The 17,765-nt window shown below is 38.3% G+C and carries 13 protein-coding genes; 9 read left to right on the forward strand and 4 right to left on the reverse strand.

The annotated features are described in order from the left end of the window. Nucleotides 1-77 precede the first annotated feature (77 nt). The gene (locus NSQ95_RS05035) at nt 78-386 is read right to left on the reverse strand and encodes an AzlD domain-containing protein (protein ID WP_340884650.1); all 309 of its coding nucleotides are present in this window, start codon (nt 384-386) and stop codon (nt 78-80) included. 1 nt (nt 387) lies between these two features. After that, nucleotides 388-1,071 carry an AzlC family ABC transporter permease gene (locus NSQ95_RS05040; RefSeq protein WP_340886060.1) on the reverse strand — a complete coding sequence of 228 codons (684 nt, stop codon included), beginning with the start codon at nt 1,069-1,071 and terminating at the stop codon, nt 388-390. A gap of 134 nt (nt 1,072-1,205) precedes the next feature. Here NSQ95_RS05040 and NSQ95_RS05045 point away from each other — a divergent pair, with 134 nt between their 5' ends. The 9 genes from NSQ95_RS05045 (at nt 1,206) to NSQ95_RS05085 (ending at nt 16,021) form a co-directional block, all read left to right on the forward strand. Continuing rightward, nucleotides 1,206-1,847: a TVP38/TMEM64 family protein gene (locus NSQ95_RS05045; RefSeq protein WP_340884648.1), complete on the forward strand. Its 642-nt coding sequence runs from the start codon at nt 1,206-1,208 to the stop codon at nt 1,845-1,847. After that, nucleotides 1,840-2,388, forward strand: coding sequence for a signal peptidase I (gene lepB, locus NSQ95_RS05050; RefSeq protein WP_340884645.1), 549 nt, complete (start codon nt 1,840-1,842; stop codon nt 2,386-2,388). The genes NSQ95_RS05045 and lepB overlap by 8 nt, the downstream gene beginning before the upstream one ends. Nucleotides 2,389-2,467: 79 nt before the next feature. After that, the gene (gene addB / locus NSQ95_RS05055; RefSeq protein ID WP_340884643.1) at nt 2,468-5,962 is read left to right on the forward strand and encodes a helicase-exonuclease AddAB subunit AddB; all 3,495 of its coding nucleotides are present in this window, start codon (nt 2,468-2,470) and stop codon (nt 5,960-5,962) included. After that, a complete protein-coding gene (gene addA / locus NSQ95_RS05060; RefSeq protein ID WP_342560442.1) occupies nt 5,949-9,662 on the forward strand; it encodes a helicase-exonuclease AddAB subunit AddA in 3,714 nt (1,237 codons plus the stop codon). Before addB ends, addA begins: the two co-directional genes overlap by 14 nt. Nucleotides 9,663-9,673: 11 nt before the next feature. Further along, nucleotides 9,674-10,834: a DUF418 domain-containing protein gene (locus tag NSQ95_RS05065; RefSeq protein WP_342560443.1), complete on the forward strand. Its 1,161-nt coding sequence runs from the start codon at nt 9,674-9,676 to the stop codon at nt 10,832-10,834. A gap of 78 nt (nt 10,835-10,912) precedes the next feature. Further along, entirely contained in the window at nt 10,913-11,809 is an 897-nt protein-coding gene (locus tag NSQ95_RS05070; RefSeq protein WP_342560444.1) for a fumarylacetoacetate hydrolase family protein, read from the forward strand. A 57-nt stretch (nt 11,810-11,866) separates the two neighbouring features. Next, a complete protein-coding gene (locus NSQ95_RS05075) occupies nt 11,867-12,229 on the forward strand; it encodes a YisL family protein (RefSeq protein WP_342560445.1) in 363 nt (120 codons plus the stop codon). A gap of 287 nt (nt 12,230-12,516) precedes the next feature. Then, on the forward strand, nt 12,517-13,326 hold the full coding sequence (locus tag NSQ95_RS05080; protein ID WP_342560446.1) for an AAA family ATPase: 810 nt from the start codon (nt 12,517-12,519) through the stop codon (nt 13,324-13,326). Nucleotides 13,327-14,575: 1,249 nt separating this feature from the next. Then, nucleotides 14,576-16,021, forward strand: coding sequence for an alpha-amylase family glycosyl hydrolase (locus NSQ95_RS05085; protein ID WP_340884627.1), 1,446 nt, complete (start codon nt 14,576-14,578; stop codon nt 16,019-16,021). Between the two features lie 228 nt (nt 16,022-16,249). Here NSQ95_RS05085 and NSQ95_RS05090 read toward each other — a convergent pair whose 3' ends face one another. Then, on the reverse strand, nt 16,250-16,753 hold the full coding sequence (locus tag NSQ95_RS05090) for a DUF3231 family protein (RefSeq protein WP_340884624.1): 504 nt from the start codon (nt 16,751-16,753) through the stop codon (nt 16,250-16,252). A gap of 138 nt (nt 16,754-16,891) precedes the next feature. Continuing rightward, entirely contained in the window at nt 16,892-17,743 is an 852-nt protein-coding gene (locus NSQ95_RS05095) for a DegV family protein (RefSeq protein ID WP_340884621.1), read from the reverse strand. Nucleotides 17,744-17,765: the final 22 nt, after the last annotated feature.

Consider the following 17,765-nt stretch of genomic DNA (forward strand, 5'->3'; position numbering starts at 1 on the left):
CAGACGTCGCTGCCACTCTATCATAATTCGTAAAATGCATGTTTAATAAAATGAATTTTTTGAAGAAATTAACCCCTTTATATAAAGAGGCTATAAACTGCTAAAAAACCAACTGTTCCAAGGACTACTACCATCACATTTTGAAATAAAAAGGCGAGAGTAAAAGCAATGATTGCACCTATAAAACCAAATAAAATATCGCCTTCTTGTATGTATAAAACTGCTGGAAATATTAATGCCCCTAAAACAGCAAAAGGGATATTACGTAATATACCTGAAATAACAGGTGGCAGTTCCTTGCCTTCTAAAAATGTTAAAGGAAATGCTCGAGGAATGTAAGTAACAACTGCCATACCAAAAAGCATCCACCAATACCAACTACCCAATTTATAACACTCCTTTTGGCAAGCTTTTTTGTTTTCTTGCATAGATGATTTCAACTAGAATAGAAGAAGCAAGTGTTGCGACTAATATAGCCCATCCAGTAGAAAGTAAGCTAGTCCAGTAAAAAAAAGCATTAATCACAGCAGAAATGAGGGCTAGCATGACTACTTTTCGGTTATCCTTCATAGACGGGACTAGTAATCCTATGAACATGGCATATAAAGCTATAGCCATCGCTGCTTTTAAAAAAGCAGGGAGGTTTGCACCAATCGCATGACCAATTGCAGTGAAGACAACCCAGCTACTATAGGCAATAATCACGACACCAAATGCAAACGGGGTGGAAATTTTCTCGCCTTTTTTAGTAGCAAGAACCGAAAAGGCTTCGTCCGTTATCCCAAATGCATAAATTCCTTTTATCCATCGTTTCTCGCTTTGCATCTTTTCATTGAGTGATGCCGTCATAAGAAAGTGACGGATATTTACTACAAAAGTATTTAATACAATTAATATAGGGTCTACCCCTTTTGTAATAAGCGTTAAGGACATATATTGGGCTGCTCCAGCGTAGACAAATATGCTCATGGCGGTTGCCTCCAGAAGAGACAATCCTGAGGTTTTTGCTAATAGGCCAAAGGTGAGAGCTACGGGAAAATAACCAATAGCGATACTTAGTCCATCCCGCATCCCGCTAGCGAAAGATCTATTCACAAAATATTCACATCCTTTTTACATAATGAAAAAATTATACTATAAGAATATAGTTTTATGTATACAATAAAAGGGGAAAGTATAAATATACATAGGCGGAGGAGAGAGACATGCCAGATTGGTTATCGTTTGAGACACTTACTGATTTAACAAAAGAATATCGGACACTTGGCCCGATTATCGGCATTTTTCTGCCCTTTCTGGAAGCCTTTCTGCCATTTTTACCATTAGTGGTTTTTATCGTTGCTAATGTAGCTGCTTATGGTTTATTGTTTGGATTTTTATTATCATGGGTTGGTTCCTTTGTTGGAGCTTATACTGTATTTTTAGTTATTCGTAAATATGGACGGGCCAGAGTTTTAGGTTTTATAACTAGGCATGAAAGAATACAAAAATTAATATTATGGGTAGAGAGGAATGGTTTTGGACCACTATTCCTATTGATCTGTTTCCCTTTTACTCCATCTGCTCTGGTTAATATCGTAGCAGGGTTATCGAATATAAAAAAACATACGTATTTATGGACTGTAGCCTCAGGAAAGCTCATTATGATTTTTGTCGTTAGCTTTATCGGCTCAGATCTTAAAGCGCTTGTTACACAACCGGTTCGAACTGCAATTGTTATCCTAATTATTGCTATCTTATGGTTTATTGGAAAGCGTGTGGAAAAAAGAATTGAAAAGAGAGTAGAAGAAGACATAAGTGGGGTCAATATAAAAAGAAAGAGAAAAAGAGGAGAGACATTTGAGTAAATTTAAGCAGGAGACAATGGAATGGGTCATTGCCATAACTATCGCTATAGCTATTGTAGTCGTAGTTAGAATGTTTCTTGTAACAAATTATGAAGTTAGTGGTAAGTCGATGATGCCAACCCTTGCGGATAAGGATAGGGTATTAATTAGTAAAATCTCTCCAATCAACCGTATGGACGTCATCATTTTTAACAATGGAGAGGAAGACTTTGTAAAGCGTGTCATTGGGTTGCCGGGAGACACAATCCGGTATGAAAATGATGAGCTATTTGTGAACGAAAAACAGATAAAGGAGCCATTTCTAGAAAGTAATCTTGCTTATAAAAATCCAGATGAACATTTTACCGAAGACTTTAATTTACTTGAATTAACTGGCAGTAATACGGTACCGAAAGGCAAGCTTTTTGTACTTGGAGATAATCGAATTGCCAGTCTAGACAGTCGGTATTTTCATTTTATAGATAAAGATGAAGTTATTGGAGAGGTTAAATTCAAATACCTTCCATTGGCAGATGCCACCTTCAATTTTACGTCCGAATAATTTCCCTCACTTGACTATGTTTTGTACAATAGAGAGTAGGAGATTATTCGTTTTTTTTATGGAAAGGAGCTTGTTTAGCTTGTCATTACGAATTATTAGTGGTCGGTCTGGATCCGGTAAGACAAAGTTTATACAACAAGAAATTGTTCAATCAGTAGATGCGGCTCCATTCGGAGATCCGATTTTTTATATAGTACCTGACCAAATGTCATTTTCCAGTGAATATGACATGGCCGCTGATTCAGGGGTAACTGGAATTATTCGCGCCCAAGTGAGTACATTTAAACGGCTTGCTTGGCGTGTTCTTCAAGAAACAGGTGGTATAGCTAAAGAAGAAATTAGTGGCTTTGGCTATCGTATGCTTATTCGTAGCTTATTAGAGGACAACAAGGACGAATTTACTTTGTTTAAGCGTGCATCTACTAAACGGGGGTTCACTGACCAAATAGAAGTGCTATTGAAGGAATTTAGTCGTTATTGTGTGGACTCCTCTTCGATGAGCAATGCCTTTAGCAGCTTAAAGGCTGTCGATGCCCCTCAAACATTATTAGATAAATCCTCGGATATTATGATGATGCTTGATTTAATCGAACAAAGGCTAGGGACAAGCTATGTAGACGGAGAAGGGTATTTAACAATACTCGCAAATAATATTAAGGACTCCTATCTATTGGAAACCTCAGAAATTTATATTGATGGGTTCACCTCCTTTACTGCTCGAGAGCTAGAAATTATTCAAGCATTGATGAAAAAGGTGAAGAGACTATCTATTGCACTGCCGATGGAGAGTCTTTCAGATGCCTATGATGAGCAATCTCTTTTCTTCCAGCCTGCTAATACAGCTGCTAGATTAATTGAAATGGCTCAGACTGAACACGTTCAGGTAGAGGAAACGATGCATTTTAAAGATCAAAGACGGTTCGTAGCAGAAGAGCTTGCTCATATTGAAGCTAATTTCGATCAAATACCAGCTTCTCAAATTATGTCTAACGGAGCACTAAGGCTAACGGAGGCAATGAATAGACGCGCCGAGATTCATGCGGTTGCTAGACAAATTAGAGATTTAGCTCATTTTAAAAATGTCCGCTATAACGAAATGGCAATATTACACCGGGATACTGAAAGTTATGAAGGGCTAATAGAGACAACCTTTCCCCAATATGAAATCCCATTTTTCATAAGTAAAAAGAAATCTATGCTTCACCATCCTCTGATCGAGCTCAGCAGAACAGTTTTAGAAATTATTCAATCTGATTGGAAATATGAGCCGATGTTCCGAGCGATTAAAACGGATCTTTTCTTCCCGATCGATGCACCTAAAACGATGTGGAGAGAGCGAGCAGATCGTTTAGAGAATTTCGTACTGTCCTTTGGTATATACGGGGATAGATGGTTTGATAGTCGAAGATGGGTGTACAAAAAGTATAGAGGCCTAGAATTCTATTCAAAGGTACAAACGGATGAAGAGCTTAGTATTCAGGCTGATATTCATGCTGCGAGAGATATTCTTATCCAGCCGATAAAGAATCTGGCAGATGCCCTGGAGGAATGTAATACAGGAAAAGATATAGCTATTGCGCTCTATACCTTTATGGAATCATTACAGGTGTACGAAAAACTGCAAAATCTTAAAGAAGTGGAGGAGGAAAGCGGACAGCTGTTGCTGGCTACAGAGCATGACCAAGCATGGAATGAATGGGTCGATGTGCTAGACCAATTTGTTCTAATGTTCGGAGAGAAGGAAATGTCTCTCGAAGAGACTATGAAAATCCTTGACGAGGGCTATGACCAGTTAGAGTTTTCTCGCATTCCTCCATCGATTGATCAGGTGATTGTTGGAAACGTGGATACTGCGCGTCTGACAAATATAAAAGCGGTTTTTGTAGTTGGAGTGAACGATGGTGTGTTTCCAAAAAGAATCGATCACGAGGGCTTGCTGTCGGATACGGAGCGTGAGTGGTTCGCACAAGTAGGCTTCGAGCTAGCACCGACTTCTCGAATGAGATTGCTCGATGAAAATTACTTGACGTATAAAGCCTTTGCTACGCCTTCTCACTATTTGTATGTTTCCTATGCTATTGCCGATAGTGAAGGGAAGGCTCAGTTGCCTTCCATGTATATTAGTAAACTCCAACAGCTTGTAGGAGGGGTACCACTAGAAATAGCGGTAATCGACCCTTCTGATATAAAGGACCCTAGCTTTAGTATGACGTTAATCAGCCACCCGAGAACGACTCTTGCTTACCTGTCGATGCAGTTACGACAGGCTTTACAGTCTGGAGAGTTGTCAGATGAATGGCAGGCTGTGTATCAGTATTATATGGAGGATCCTTATTGGTCAACGCTTATTAAGCGAATTATTCGCCCAATGCTGCGTGGAAACAAAACAGACCTTCTATCCTCGAATATAACGGCTGCTTTATACGGAGAAACGATTAATTCCAGTGTTTCAAGGGTTGAAAAGTATTATAGCTGTCCGTTTGCCCACTTTGCTGGTTATGGGTTAAAGCTAGAGGAGCGTTCAGAATATCGCTTAGAGGCACCGGCTATGGGAGATCTTTTTCATGCTGCAATGAAATGGATTTCAGATGAAACCTCTCGCTTAGATTTAACGTGGGGACAGTTGACTAGAGCACAATGCATGCAGCTTGCCAAGCAGGCAGTCGACCATATCGTACCAATTTTTGTACACCAACTATTGTTGAGTACAAATCGTTATCGTTATATTCAAAGAAAATTAGAGCAAATCGTTGGAAATACGTTAGTGGCATTAAGCAGACATTCCAAAGTATCGGGCTTCGTACCAATTGCTATCGAGGCAGGCTTTGGTCCAGGCGAACAATTGCCACCTCTAGAGATACCATTAAAACATAGACGTAAGATGCAATTGCGTGGAAGAATTGACCGAGTGGACGCAGCGAATGTAAATGGCAATATGTTCATGCGTATCATTGACTATAAGTCCTCCAAAAAGGGTCTTGATCTCAATGAAGTGTATCACGGTATTTCCTTACAATTGTTAACGTACTTAGACGTTGCTGTAGAAAATGCTAAAATATGGCTCCAGGAAGAAGCAGAGCCTGCTGGTGTACTTTATGTTCATATGCATAATCCGTTTATTCAAAGCGAGAAGGAATTAGAGGATGAGGAGCTACAGGATTCCATATATAAATCCTATAAAATGAATGGACTGTTGTTATCGGATCCAGAAGTGATTACAGAGATGGACGAGCAAATAGATGGATTTTCGAAGGTAATTCCTGTCCGGATGAATAAGGACGGCAGCCTTTCCAAATCCTCCTCAAAAGTTGTAGAACCAAATCAAATGAAACTTCTTCAAACCTTTGTCCGTAAAAAGCATGAACAGGCTGGGAACGGCATGAACGCAGGTGACACGAGAGTATATCCATATGTCATGAAGGATAAGATGCCTTGCCAATTTTGCTCATATAGGAGCGTTTGTCAATTTGACCCGCAGGATCCGGAGCAAAAGGTGCGAGTGTTAAAAGTAGATAAACCAGATATTATAGCGGACAAGATACAAAAGGAGATGAGTACAAATGAAGATTCCTAAGATGCCTGATGACTTAACTTGGACACCAGCGCAGTGGAAGGCAATCTGGGCAACTGGTTCAGATGTGCTCGTAGCTGCCGCTGCAGGTTCTGGTAAAACAGCTGTGCTCATCGATCGACTTATACAAAAAGTGATTGCAAAGGAAAATCCAATAAACGTAGATGAATTGCTAGTCGTTACATTCACAAATGCTTCAGCAGCAGAAATGCGTCATCGAATGAGAGAGGCATTGGAAAAAGCGATTGCCTTGGACCCTAACTCAAATCATTTAAGAAAGCAGCTGACGTTGTTAAACAAAGCACAGATTTCCACCTTGCACTCCTTTTGTTTAAACATTGTGCGTCAGTATTCCTATATGCTTACAATCGATCCGGGCTTTCGAATAGCAGATGACACAGAGGCAGCTCTTCTGCGCGACGATGTACTTGCAGACATCCTAGAAGAAGCGTACCAGACAGAAAATCCAGAAGCTATGTATCTATTATCCGACAGCTTCACCTCCGATCGAGATGATCAATCGATTGAAGTGATGATCGATAAGTTATATACGTATGCTCGTGTGCATCCAGAGCCAAAGAAATGGCTACTAGCTATCCCGGAAGCTTATGAGCTAGACAGTGACATGACGATAGATGAACTGCCATTCATCGACCCATTAAAGCTCGCAATAATTTATCAGCTGGAGGAAGCGATGGCGCTGGCAGAGGATATTCGAAAGCTTGCGAATCTTCCTGATGGCCCTGCTCCACTCGAAGACACGGCTAAAAATGATCAACAACTTATACAGGAAGCCATACGCTTACTGAAGATGGGGAGCTGGCAGGACGCGTACTATTACTTCCAAGGTTTAAAATGGGGGAAAGCTGCCTCCATCCGAAAGGATTCCTGTGATGAAGAGCTGAAAAAGAAGGCTACGACTAAGAGAAATAAGGCTAAAAAGGTAGTCAACGATCTCAAGGATAAATATTTTACGCGCACACCTGAACGACTTTTAGAAGAGATGAGATTAATGGCTCCTCACTTAAAAACATTAGTAAATCTTGCTATTTCTTATGGAGAAAGATACACTGCAGCAAAAAATGATAGAGGGCTAGTAGACTTTTCTGACCTCGAGCATTATGCCTTAGAGATACTCACTGATCATGATGAGGACGGAAATTTAGTCCCTTCAGCTATCGCAAAGGAATATCAGGAGCGATTTAAAGAAGTGCTCGTGGATGAATACCAGGATACTAATAATCTCCAAGAAACTATTCTTCAATTAGTTAAAAGCGGTGATGAATTAACTGGGAACATGTTCATGGTTGGAGATGTAAAGCAATCTATTTACAGATTCAGACTTGCCGAGCCTATGCTTTTTCTTGGAAAGTATCGCGTATTTAATGAAGAGCCATTAGAATCTGGAGTGAAAATTGATTTAAATGCAAACTTCAGAAGTCGTCAAGAAGTGCTCCATGGAACGAACTATATTTTCCAACAAATTATGGGTAAAAATGTTGGAGAAATAGATTATGATGATGCTGCTTCCTTAAAGCCTCAAGCTCCATATGATGACAAAGACGCAGCGGTAGAGCTTGCTTTGTTATATGAAGTGGAAGATGGAAGTGCCGAGATAGATTCAGATGAGGAGGATTTTTCATCTGTTGATGCCGAGGAGGAATTAAAAAAATCTCAAGCAGAGGCACGTTATATTATTTCAAAAATAAAAGAAATGATATCGAGCGGACATTCAGTGTATGATCCATGGAAAAAGAAAGAACGACCAGTACAATATAGCGATATGGTTATTCTCATGCGGTCTATGACCTGGTCACAGGAAGTCAATGAACAGTTTAAAGAGGCTGGGATTCCTTTATATGCAGAGCTTTCCAAAGGCTACTTTGAAGCGATAGAAGTTCTCATCATGCTACATACCCTACGTACCATTGATAATCCTTACCAGGATATTTCATTAGCTTCTGTTCTTCGAGCACCTTTCGTTGGTTTAACCGAATCAGAGCTTGCCCTTATACGATTAGCTGCACCGAAGGAATCCTTTTATGAAGCGTTGAAGCTATTTGTCTCAAGTGGTGGAGCAGGCTTATCCTCTGAGACGGCAGAGAAGCTCCAAAGATTCCTGCTACAATTTGAGGATTGGAGAGATCTTAGTAGAAGAGGCTCTTTAGCAGACTTAATATGGCAAATCTATTTGGACACCCATTATTATGAAATTGTTGGCTCTATGCCCAACGGAAAGCAGCGCCAAGCGAACCTACGTGTGTTACATGACCGAGCAGTTGCTTATGAAAAGACATCCTTCCGTGGATTGTTCCGTTTCTTACGATTTATTGATCGGATGAGAAAGCGTGGAGACGATTTAGGTGCAGCTAGATCTATTAGTGAAAAAGAAAATGTTGTTCGCTTAATGACCATCCATTCCTCTAAAGGTCTGGAATTTCCTGTAGTGTTCCTCGCAGGTATGGGAAGACCATTTAACCAAATGGACTTTAATGAGTCATATTTATTTGACCAAAACTTTGGACTTGCCGTAAAGGCAATAGACCCTATCAAACGTATTTCCTTTACATCGCTTCCATTCCTAGCGGTAAAAGAAAAGAAACAAATGGAACTAAAAGCAGAGGAAATGCGAGTTCTCTATGTGGCGATGACTCGTGCCAAAGAGCACTTATTCTTAGTAGCAACTATAAAGGACTTAGCAAAAACCCTAGATAAATGGGAGGATTCTCAAACACTTATGAGTGATGAGATGATCCCAGATTATAAAAGGGCGAAAGCGAAAGGATATTTGGATTGGATAGGTCCTGCTCTTGCTCGACACCGGGATTATAGTCAGCTATCTCAAATAAACGAGGCAAACATAGTGGAGGGTCCCTCCAAGTGGAATATAGTTGCTAAGCATATAGATGAACTTAAAGTTCACCAGGAGGAAGAGAAAAAAGAGGAAACTTCGCTTCAAGGACTTCTGCAGCTAGAAAATACTGCGGTACTAGACGATATAAAGAAAATTTTTGATACGCGTTACGAATTCGAGGGGTCCACTCATAAACGTTCTAAGCAGTCAGTGAGCGAGATGAAGCGACTACAATTATTGTCCGAGCGCCATGATGAAGAGTTCTTTGGCCCTACTACTACTCCTTTAAAAAGTAAAGTGGCTAAGCGTCCTTTCTTTTTACAGGAAGGAACGAAGTTGACGGGAGCAGAAGCAGGTACTGCTGTCCATGCATTTATGCAGCATGTAGATTTATCTGAACGAAAGACCGAAGAACAAGTACTGGCATTTGCAGAGAGGCTAAAAGAACGAGAAATCATTACTAATGCTGAAAAAGAAGCGATTAATCCACAAAAGATGGTCCCTTTCTTTCATTCCGAAATGGCCGAACGTTTGAGAGTTGCTAAAAAAGTAATGAGAGAATTTCCTTTTACCTATGCTTTAGTTGATCAAGATGGCGATAAGCAGATTGTCCAAGGGGTTGTAGACTGTTTATTCCAAGAAGATGATGGTCAGTGGGTGCTGCTAGATTATAAAACAGATAAAGTAAAGCATTTACAAAACAACGAGAATCTTTTACTACAAGAGATGAAAAACAGATATGCAATACAGCTTTCGTTATATGAAAAGGCTATCGAAGACATCTTGAAGGTCGATATAAAAGAGAAAGTATTATATCTATTTGATATAAATAAAACAGTAGTTATTTAGGGGGAAGTTTGGTGATTTTACCTACGCAAGAAAAAGAAAGAATCATTTCTATCGATGTAATGAGAGGCTGTGCTTTACTAGGGATCTTTGTAGTAAATATGCTATTTTTTCATGGCCCGTATATTTATGTGAATCCATATGACTGGTATCAAACTCCAGCTGATCAAGAAGCCTATAAGTGGATTGATATTTTCGTACAAGGCAGTGTCTATCCACTGTTTGCGATGCTATTCGGATACGGATTAGCAATGCAATTTATGAAGTCTGAGTCAAAGGGTACCTCCTTTTCTCGCCTCGCAGTAAGAAGGCTATTGATACTACTAGGAATTGGGTGTATTCATGCGTTTCTGATCTGGTCTGGTGACATTTTGATTACCTATGCATTAGCCGGATTGTGTTTAATAGTGTTAATGAAGTTAAAGCCTCTATGGTTAATGCTAATTGCAGCTTTATTGTATTTACTACCTAATGGCTTGTTAACTGGATTGGTCTACTTCATGACAAAATTAGCTCCTGACCAGTCCGTTCTTTATACAGCAATTCAAAAGGTAGAGGAATCGGCCGTAGCCTATTCACAAGGATCATGGTTTGATGTATTTGGACAAAGGTTAGCTGATTGGCTATACATGCAAGGCTATGGTCTAAATGTTGTACTTATTCTTTGTACGATATTGCCGCTTTTAATGCTTGGTTCGGCTGCTGCAAAGCTAAGACTAATCGAGCGAGCGAGAGAGCTGAAGCTATTTTGGATCATTACAGTAATTATTGCGATGACAGCAGGAACTGCTATTAAGTGGTTACCGTTTAGTCAAGGTGATGATTTATTTACAATGACTGCACAAGACACTTTTGGTGGGCCTCTTCAAGCCATTGCTTACGGTGGTTTCCTTGCATTGATTTGTACAATTCCTATAGTAGAAAAACTATTATCCCCAATTGCTAAAGCTGGAAGAATGTCTATGACCATTTATTTAATGCAATCTATTCTTGCAACTACTATATTCTATGGTTATGGCTTTGGTTTATACGGTAAGGTCGACATAGCGACAGGAACATGGATGGCAGTAGGTATCTTTGTGATACAATTGATTTTTGCAGAAATCTGGTTTACTAAGTTCAAACAAGGGCCCGTCGAATTATTGTGGAGAAAACTGACTTATTCGAAAATATGATCGAAAAAGATGAAATTAAACAAAGTTTGTAATAGACTATATTAATAGATTCAAATTTCTTTAGAGGAGTGTTTATAGATGAAGCTATTGTCATACCGATTAAACGATAAAATTTATTTTGGTCCAAAAGTAAAAAAAGAAGAAGCAGTATGGGATGTACTTACTATTCAAGAAGAATTACAAGTGCTACCTAATTTTCCTGCAACTATCGTCCAAGGTGTCAGCTTCGGGATGGATTTTATTGAACAAATACGTGTTTTAATAGAAACAGCTTTAAAAGAAGAGGATCCAAATCGTTTTAAACGCTCATTTACAGAAATTGAATGGCTATCACCGATACCTCGCACACCAAAAAATGTAATGGCAATTGGTAAAAACTATGCGGATCATGCAAAGGAAATGGGTGGGGTAGCGGAGGACTTTGTTGTATTTACAAAGGCTCCAACAACAATTGCAGCAGATGAACAAACATTACCAGTTCACTCAGAGGTTACTACTTCCTTAGATTACGAGGGAGAGCTTGCCATTGTTATAGGAAAAGAAGGGAAAAACATTCCATCCAAACTTGCGTATGATTATATCTTTGGATATACAATTGCCAATGATATAACAGCACGAGACCTACAAAAGAAACACCAACAGTTCTTTTTAGGAAAAAGTTTAGATTGGTCATGTCCGATGGGACCTTATGTCGTGACGAAGGATGAGATTCCAAACCCGCAGGACTTAACGATCGTTACAAAAGTAAACGATGAAATCCGTCAAAACGGAGTAACTTCAGATATGATTTATTCTGTTGAGAATATTATTTGTGAGATATCAAAAATTGTAACCTTGGAGCCTGGAGATATCATTTTAACAGGCACACCTGCTGGAGTAGGTAAAGGGTTTAATCCTCCAAAATTCTTGAAATCAGGCGATATTGTGAAAGTTTCTATAGAAGGAATCGGAACGCTTGTAAACAAGTTTGAGTAATGGTAGTTTAAAAGTGGTATAGTAAAGATATATTAAAATTAACGTTGAGGTGAAACAATGGATTTCTTAGCAAGTACGCACTTACACATAACAACTTGGGTAGTAGCATTAATTTTATTTTTTGTTGCTCTAGCAATGTCTAATTCAAAGGTTGTTCATATGATCTTACGTTTAGATTATTTGCTAATCATCCTTACAGGAGTTGCTTTATTCATCAAAGGGATGGATTATGGAGAAGGCATGCTGTATGGCTTGAAGTTTATAGCTGGTATTCTTGTAATTGGTATGATGGAAATGACTTTAGTTAAAAAAGCAAAAGGTAAACCATTTACGACGTTCCTTGTATTAGTATTTGTATTCTTCTTTATCGCTTTGTTCCTTGGATTCAAGCTTCCAATGGGTATTAATTTCTTAGCGTAATTATTAAAACTCTCATGTTTACATGGGAGTTTTTTTGTATTTAAATAAAAAGTTTATACCCATTGTGATACAGGGAAGAGCGATGGTAGATTTTTGCTTCGGTAGACGCTATCCTTATGGTGAGCTAGAAGCTATTACCCATATCTGAAGTGATGATTTATATAGTCCCTTTAAGAAGCTATGGTGAAAATGAAGGTTGATTTAAGATTCAACCCTCTAGAGCAATAATAAAAAGATGATAATATTGATTATAGCTATTCATTTTTCCAAAAGGGAGGTTAACCCATATGATCTATCTGAAAAGCTTCAAGCTTTCTCCTCATACAGTCAATAATCCAAATGCATATCCATACAATGTGTTAAAAAAAATAACTGGAGAAGTGTTAGTCTTTCATAACATTACAGTAGTGTATGGTAACAATGGTTCCGGTAAGTCCACACTATTAAATTTAATGGCAAACAAGCTTAAAATTACAGGGGCTGAGGAAATAACAAATAATAGCCATAACATGTACCCGTTAGATTACATATCAGAATGTTCATACGCGCTAGGTGAAAATAAGAGTGACGGAGAGTCAGATCAACTACCGTATAATAGTTTGTACGTCAAAAGCGAAGATATTTTATATGAGATCAAGAAGATTCAGCAGGAGGCAGTTCTTAAGGAAGGTTACCTGTACCAACACTCTAGGTTGGGATATACTAAGGAACAATTGGAAGAGTTGAAACATTCTTCACAGATGTACAAACAAATGAAGATTATGAATTTTTCTAATGAGAAGTATTCTAACGGTGAGACATCCATGCAAATATTTGATGAATATCTTGTCCCAAACGGATTATACTTGCTCGATGAACCTGAAACCTCTCTTTCTCCTACAAACCAAATTCAGTTGGCAGAAGAAATCAATAAACTCGCAAGGTTTTTTGACTGTCAATTTATTATAGCGACACATTCTCCATTTATGTTGGGAACACTAGATGCTAAGATTTATAACCTTGACGCACCCCTTTTGACAACAAATAGATGGACTGAGCTTGAAAACGTAAGATTTTTCTATGACTTTTTCAATAATCGGAAGAATGAATTTGAATAATCTGCAGAAACATCTGCCGGTTCTTCAGAACGCATATAATAGCCAGCCAAACTAGCCACTTAATGGTTGAATAAATAAAGTAATATACTTCTAATAACTTTTCGAAAAAAATAAGTAAGTGAATCAATTTCATAATTCCTATTTTTATAGAAGAATATGAACATTAAAGATAAACCAATTAAAATCATGTGCTTTTTAAAGAGTAAAGTAGAATTGATTTTCGCTCTAGGCGGACGCTTTCCGTGGGGTGAGCGATAAGCCATCACCCATCGCTAACGCGCATGGTTGTGATGTCTTATCTGTCTCACTCATCCCACAGGAGTCGCCGCCTGCCGCTGCAATCAATACAGAGATAATATTCGTGTTTCATTGTTGAAACGCTATTTATAAAATTAACTCAAGTATGACTCTTTAAAAAAAAGGCATAGAGCTCGCGAAATTTCATCTTCGCGAGCTGCTTGACCAATAGAAAAGTTAGTTATTCCTTCATTAGCTAAAACGCCTTTATTCTGTTTCTAATAGTTGAAGGGAGGTGACGGATAGGGACGAGCCATAAGATTACCGAAAGTAGAGTGTTGTCGTGACGGTAGTCACGACAACACTCCTAAAACTTCTCCGATAATGATATGGCCAAAGTCTATCCCAAAGCCGACCGGAAACGAATAGGCACCAGCTTAAGGTTTTTATACCTCAAAATAGGAAGTAAAGATTTAATGGTTTATCATTAAAGATATACATATCCTTCTTATTAGCCCTTTCAAAAAATAAGTAAGAATTATTCTTTAAAAAAGCGAAGAGCTCGCGAAATTACATCTTCGCGAGCTACTTGACCAATAGAGAAGTTATTTATTCCTTCATTAGCTAAAATCCTTTATTCCGTTTCTAATAGTTGTAGGGAGGCGACGGAGAGAATTAAGCCATAAGATTACCGAAATTAGAGTGTTGTCGTGACGGTAGTCACGACAACACTCCTGAAATTTATCCGATAATGATATGGCCAAAGTCTATCCCAAAGCCGACCGGAAACGAATAGATTCCGACTTGGTTTTATATCTTGTTGTCAAAGGAAGAATAGAACAACTTAGTATATGACACAGTTTGGACGAATACTTTTTTATTTTCTACCGATTTCTGTTTAAAACATAGCGAATGAAACGTAGCTTTGTTAAAATTAACGATGATAAGTCTTGTTTTAGGGTATAAATAAACAAGACAATTTTATGTTTACCCGATGTAGAGGAGGATTACCTTGAAATTTAAAAAATGGCTTGTTTGTATTGTACTTTTCAGCAGCCTATGGATGACAACTGCTTTTAGTGCTCAAGCAGAAGCTGATTCATCTATACAAAATGAAAGTATTTATGACTTATATGTTGATCGATATTTTAATAGCACTGTTGCTAATGACTACAATGTTAATACGAAAGATCATCTTGCTTTCGCTGGTGGAGACTTTAAAGGAATCATGGATAAAATGGATCATATACGTGATTTAGGCTTCACGATTTTATCGATTGGTCCAGTTTTCTCAACGGAATCCTATGATGGTAAAGCAATTTTAGATTTTAATGAAATTGAAAAACATTTTGGAACAGCTGATGAATTAGAGGCTTTGATTGAGAAAACACATACTCAAAAGATGAAACTAATGATAGAATTTCCATTGAATAACTATAGTACGCAGCATACTTGGGCAAGTGAAGAGGACAAGCAAGATTGGATTATATCCAAAGACGGTGTACTACAACTAGATTTAGAAAATTCAGAAGTACAAACAGAACTTATAGACACGATTGTAGCTTTTGCTAATAAGTACAAAATTGATGCAGTGAAGCTTTCTGAAATAGAAGGCGCACCTACAGAATTTATAAACGAAATGATTACAGCATTAAAAGAAGTAAGGAATCCAATGTACGTTATAGCATTAGAGGAAAGCGATGCGAATTTTGATGTCAACTATTCAGAACAACGCATGGTCGAACTAAGAGATGCGTTCAAAAACACGGATTACCCTTCAGATGTTATTAGTTCTGTTGAATCCAATGATTTACTCTTAATTGATAATTTAGTATCAGAACGTTTTACTTACCATAGTGCTTTGGAAAACATGTTCCCTCCGACGCGTATTCGCACTGCTATTGGAACCCTACTGACATTACCTGGAGTTCCTTATATGACATATGGAACGGAAATTGCGATGAACGGTCAGGTACCAGAAGAAAGCCATCAAATCATGAATTTTCGTGTGGATGAAGAATTAATCGAATATATCCAAGACGTTAACTCCATTCGCAATAAATCGGCTGCACTTAGATCTGGTGACATAGAAGTACTAAAAAATGAAAATGGTTATGCAGTATATAAGCGTGAATCAGGTGAAGAAACGTTTATCATAGTCGTAAATAATACTAGTGCTACTCAACGTATTGATCTTTCAAGTAAAGTGATCGGCGAAGACAAGGAAGTTAGAGGGATTTTTGAATCCGATTTAATTAGAAGCACGGATGACGGCTCCTACCGCATAGTTATAGATCGCGAAATTGTGGAAGTCTTTCAAGTAACAGACCGCAAAGGTTTAAATACAGCTTATATAATCGCTATGGTAATCTCTTATTTGTTGTTTATCGTATTCCTCGTAATTGTTTGGAAAAAAGGAAAACAAAGAAGAAGAGACGATGAAAACAAAGCGAAATAATTAAAAAAACTATCTCTTGAGTGCCAAGAGGTAGTTTTTTATTAGTTAGAAAATTATTAAATTACGAATCTTTAGATGAATTGTTGTCTAGCTCCATCGCCTTGTCCCTCGGGGGCAAATGAATAAAAGGGACTCGTTGCAAAACAAGAAAGTTTGCGGTAGCAGAGGAACTGCCTCTTCGCTTTTCTCCATTTTCCGGGGCAGACCTAGGCGCTTGCGCTTTTCTTGTTAGCTATGATCTGTATGAAGTGGAGGTAGGATTAACCAACCTTTTTCCTTCGTTAACTGCAATAATTTTGCACCTAATTGAGCTTTTTTCATATGGAATTGACCATACATTGTAGCTATGTCTTCTCTTGTAGAAATACCCATTGCCTTACTGCAGGCTACTAATCCTGCTGCACCATCGATTGCTAACGCAGCTGCAATTTCAGGATCATTGAATTTTGCACCTGGTGGGATATTTTCCACTTGAGCTACAGGACGCTCAGGAGGGGCAGGTGGAAGTCCAATGCCATTTTCCTTGAGAATTCTTTCCAAATACTTGTTTTCATCCTTCATGGCATCCACGGAATCTTCAAGAATTTTTTTAAAATCTGTATCTCCTGCGTGATTATAAAAGGTTTGGTGTGCAGCAATTAATCCTTGGTTGGTTGTTAAATTAGTCCAAATAGCAAAAACTTCACCACAGTGTAATGGTTGCTCTTTTTGATTCCCAGATAAAATACCCATTTTTTCACTCCATTTCGTCTTAAGTCGACATGATTTTTTCAGGTCGACCTTATTATGTGACAACATGGAGGAACTATTCTAGTTCCAATAAAAAAGACAAATCTGCTGGAAGATTTGTCTTTTAATCTATTAAAAGTTTTATGCTTCTTTGTTCAAAAAGAAGACAGAGATTGCTCCAGGTCCAGTGTGGGCACCAATTGTGGAACCAATCATATGAATTTCTACATCTGTAGGCTGCATTTTTTCTAATATCATTTCTTTTAGTTCTTGTGCTCGATCTAATACGTCTGCATGACTAATAGCAATTACTTGTCCTTCTAGATTTCCTCCGCGTTCCTCGACTAATTCTACTATACGCTTCATTACTTTTTTAGTGCCGCGAATTTTTTCAATCGGTACAAGTTTGCCCTCTTCTACATGTAGTACAGGCTTGATGTTTAATAGGCCACCGATAAATGCACTTGCTTTTGATACTCGTCCACCGCGGGCCATATAATCTAAGTCATCTACAGTGAAAAGATGCTCCATATGCTTAGCATTATATCTAATTTTCTCTTCTATTTCTGTATGGCTTAGTCCTTCATCTCTTAGCTTTACCGCTTCTTTTACAAGCAGTCCATATCCAAGGGAAGCACATTTTGAATCAATGATCGTTAGCTTCATCTCGGGATATGTCTCTATTAATTGTTCCTTCATCATGACAGCTGTGCTATAAGTTCCTGAAAGCTCAGAAGAGAAAGCGATGTAAATACCCGGTTCTCCCGATTTAGCAAGGTCCTCAAAAATACGTAGGAAATGTTCAGGAGAAGTTTGAGAAGTTTTAGGTTGCTTACCGTTTCTTATCTCGGCGTATACCTCTGTTGAATTAATATCGTTTATGTCTTCATATTCTTTATCGTCAATATGAACACGAAGTGGTGCTAACTCGACTTGATTTGTTTCAAAAAATAATTTTGGTAAGTCACTTGCACTGTCGGCAAATATTCTCATTTTTGTCCTCCTAAAATTTGTG

Source organism: Psychrobacillus sp. FSL W7-1457, assembly GCF_038593405.1.
In the GTDB taxonomy this organism is placed as follows: Bacteria; Bacillota; Bacilli; order Bacillales_A; family Planococcaceae; genus Psychrobacillus.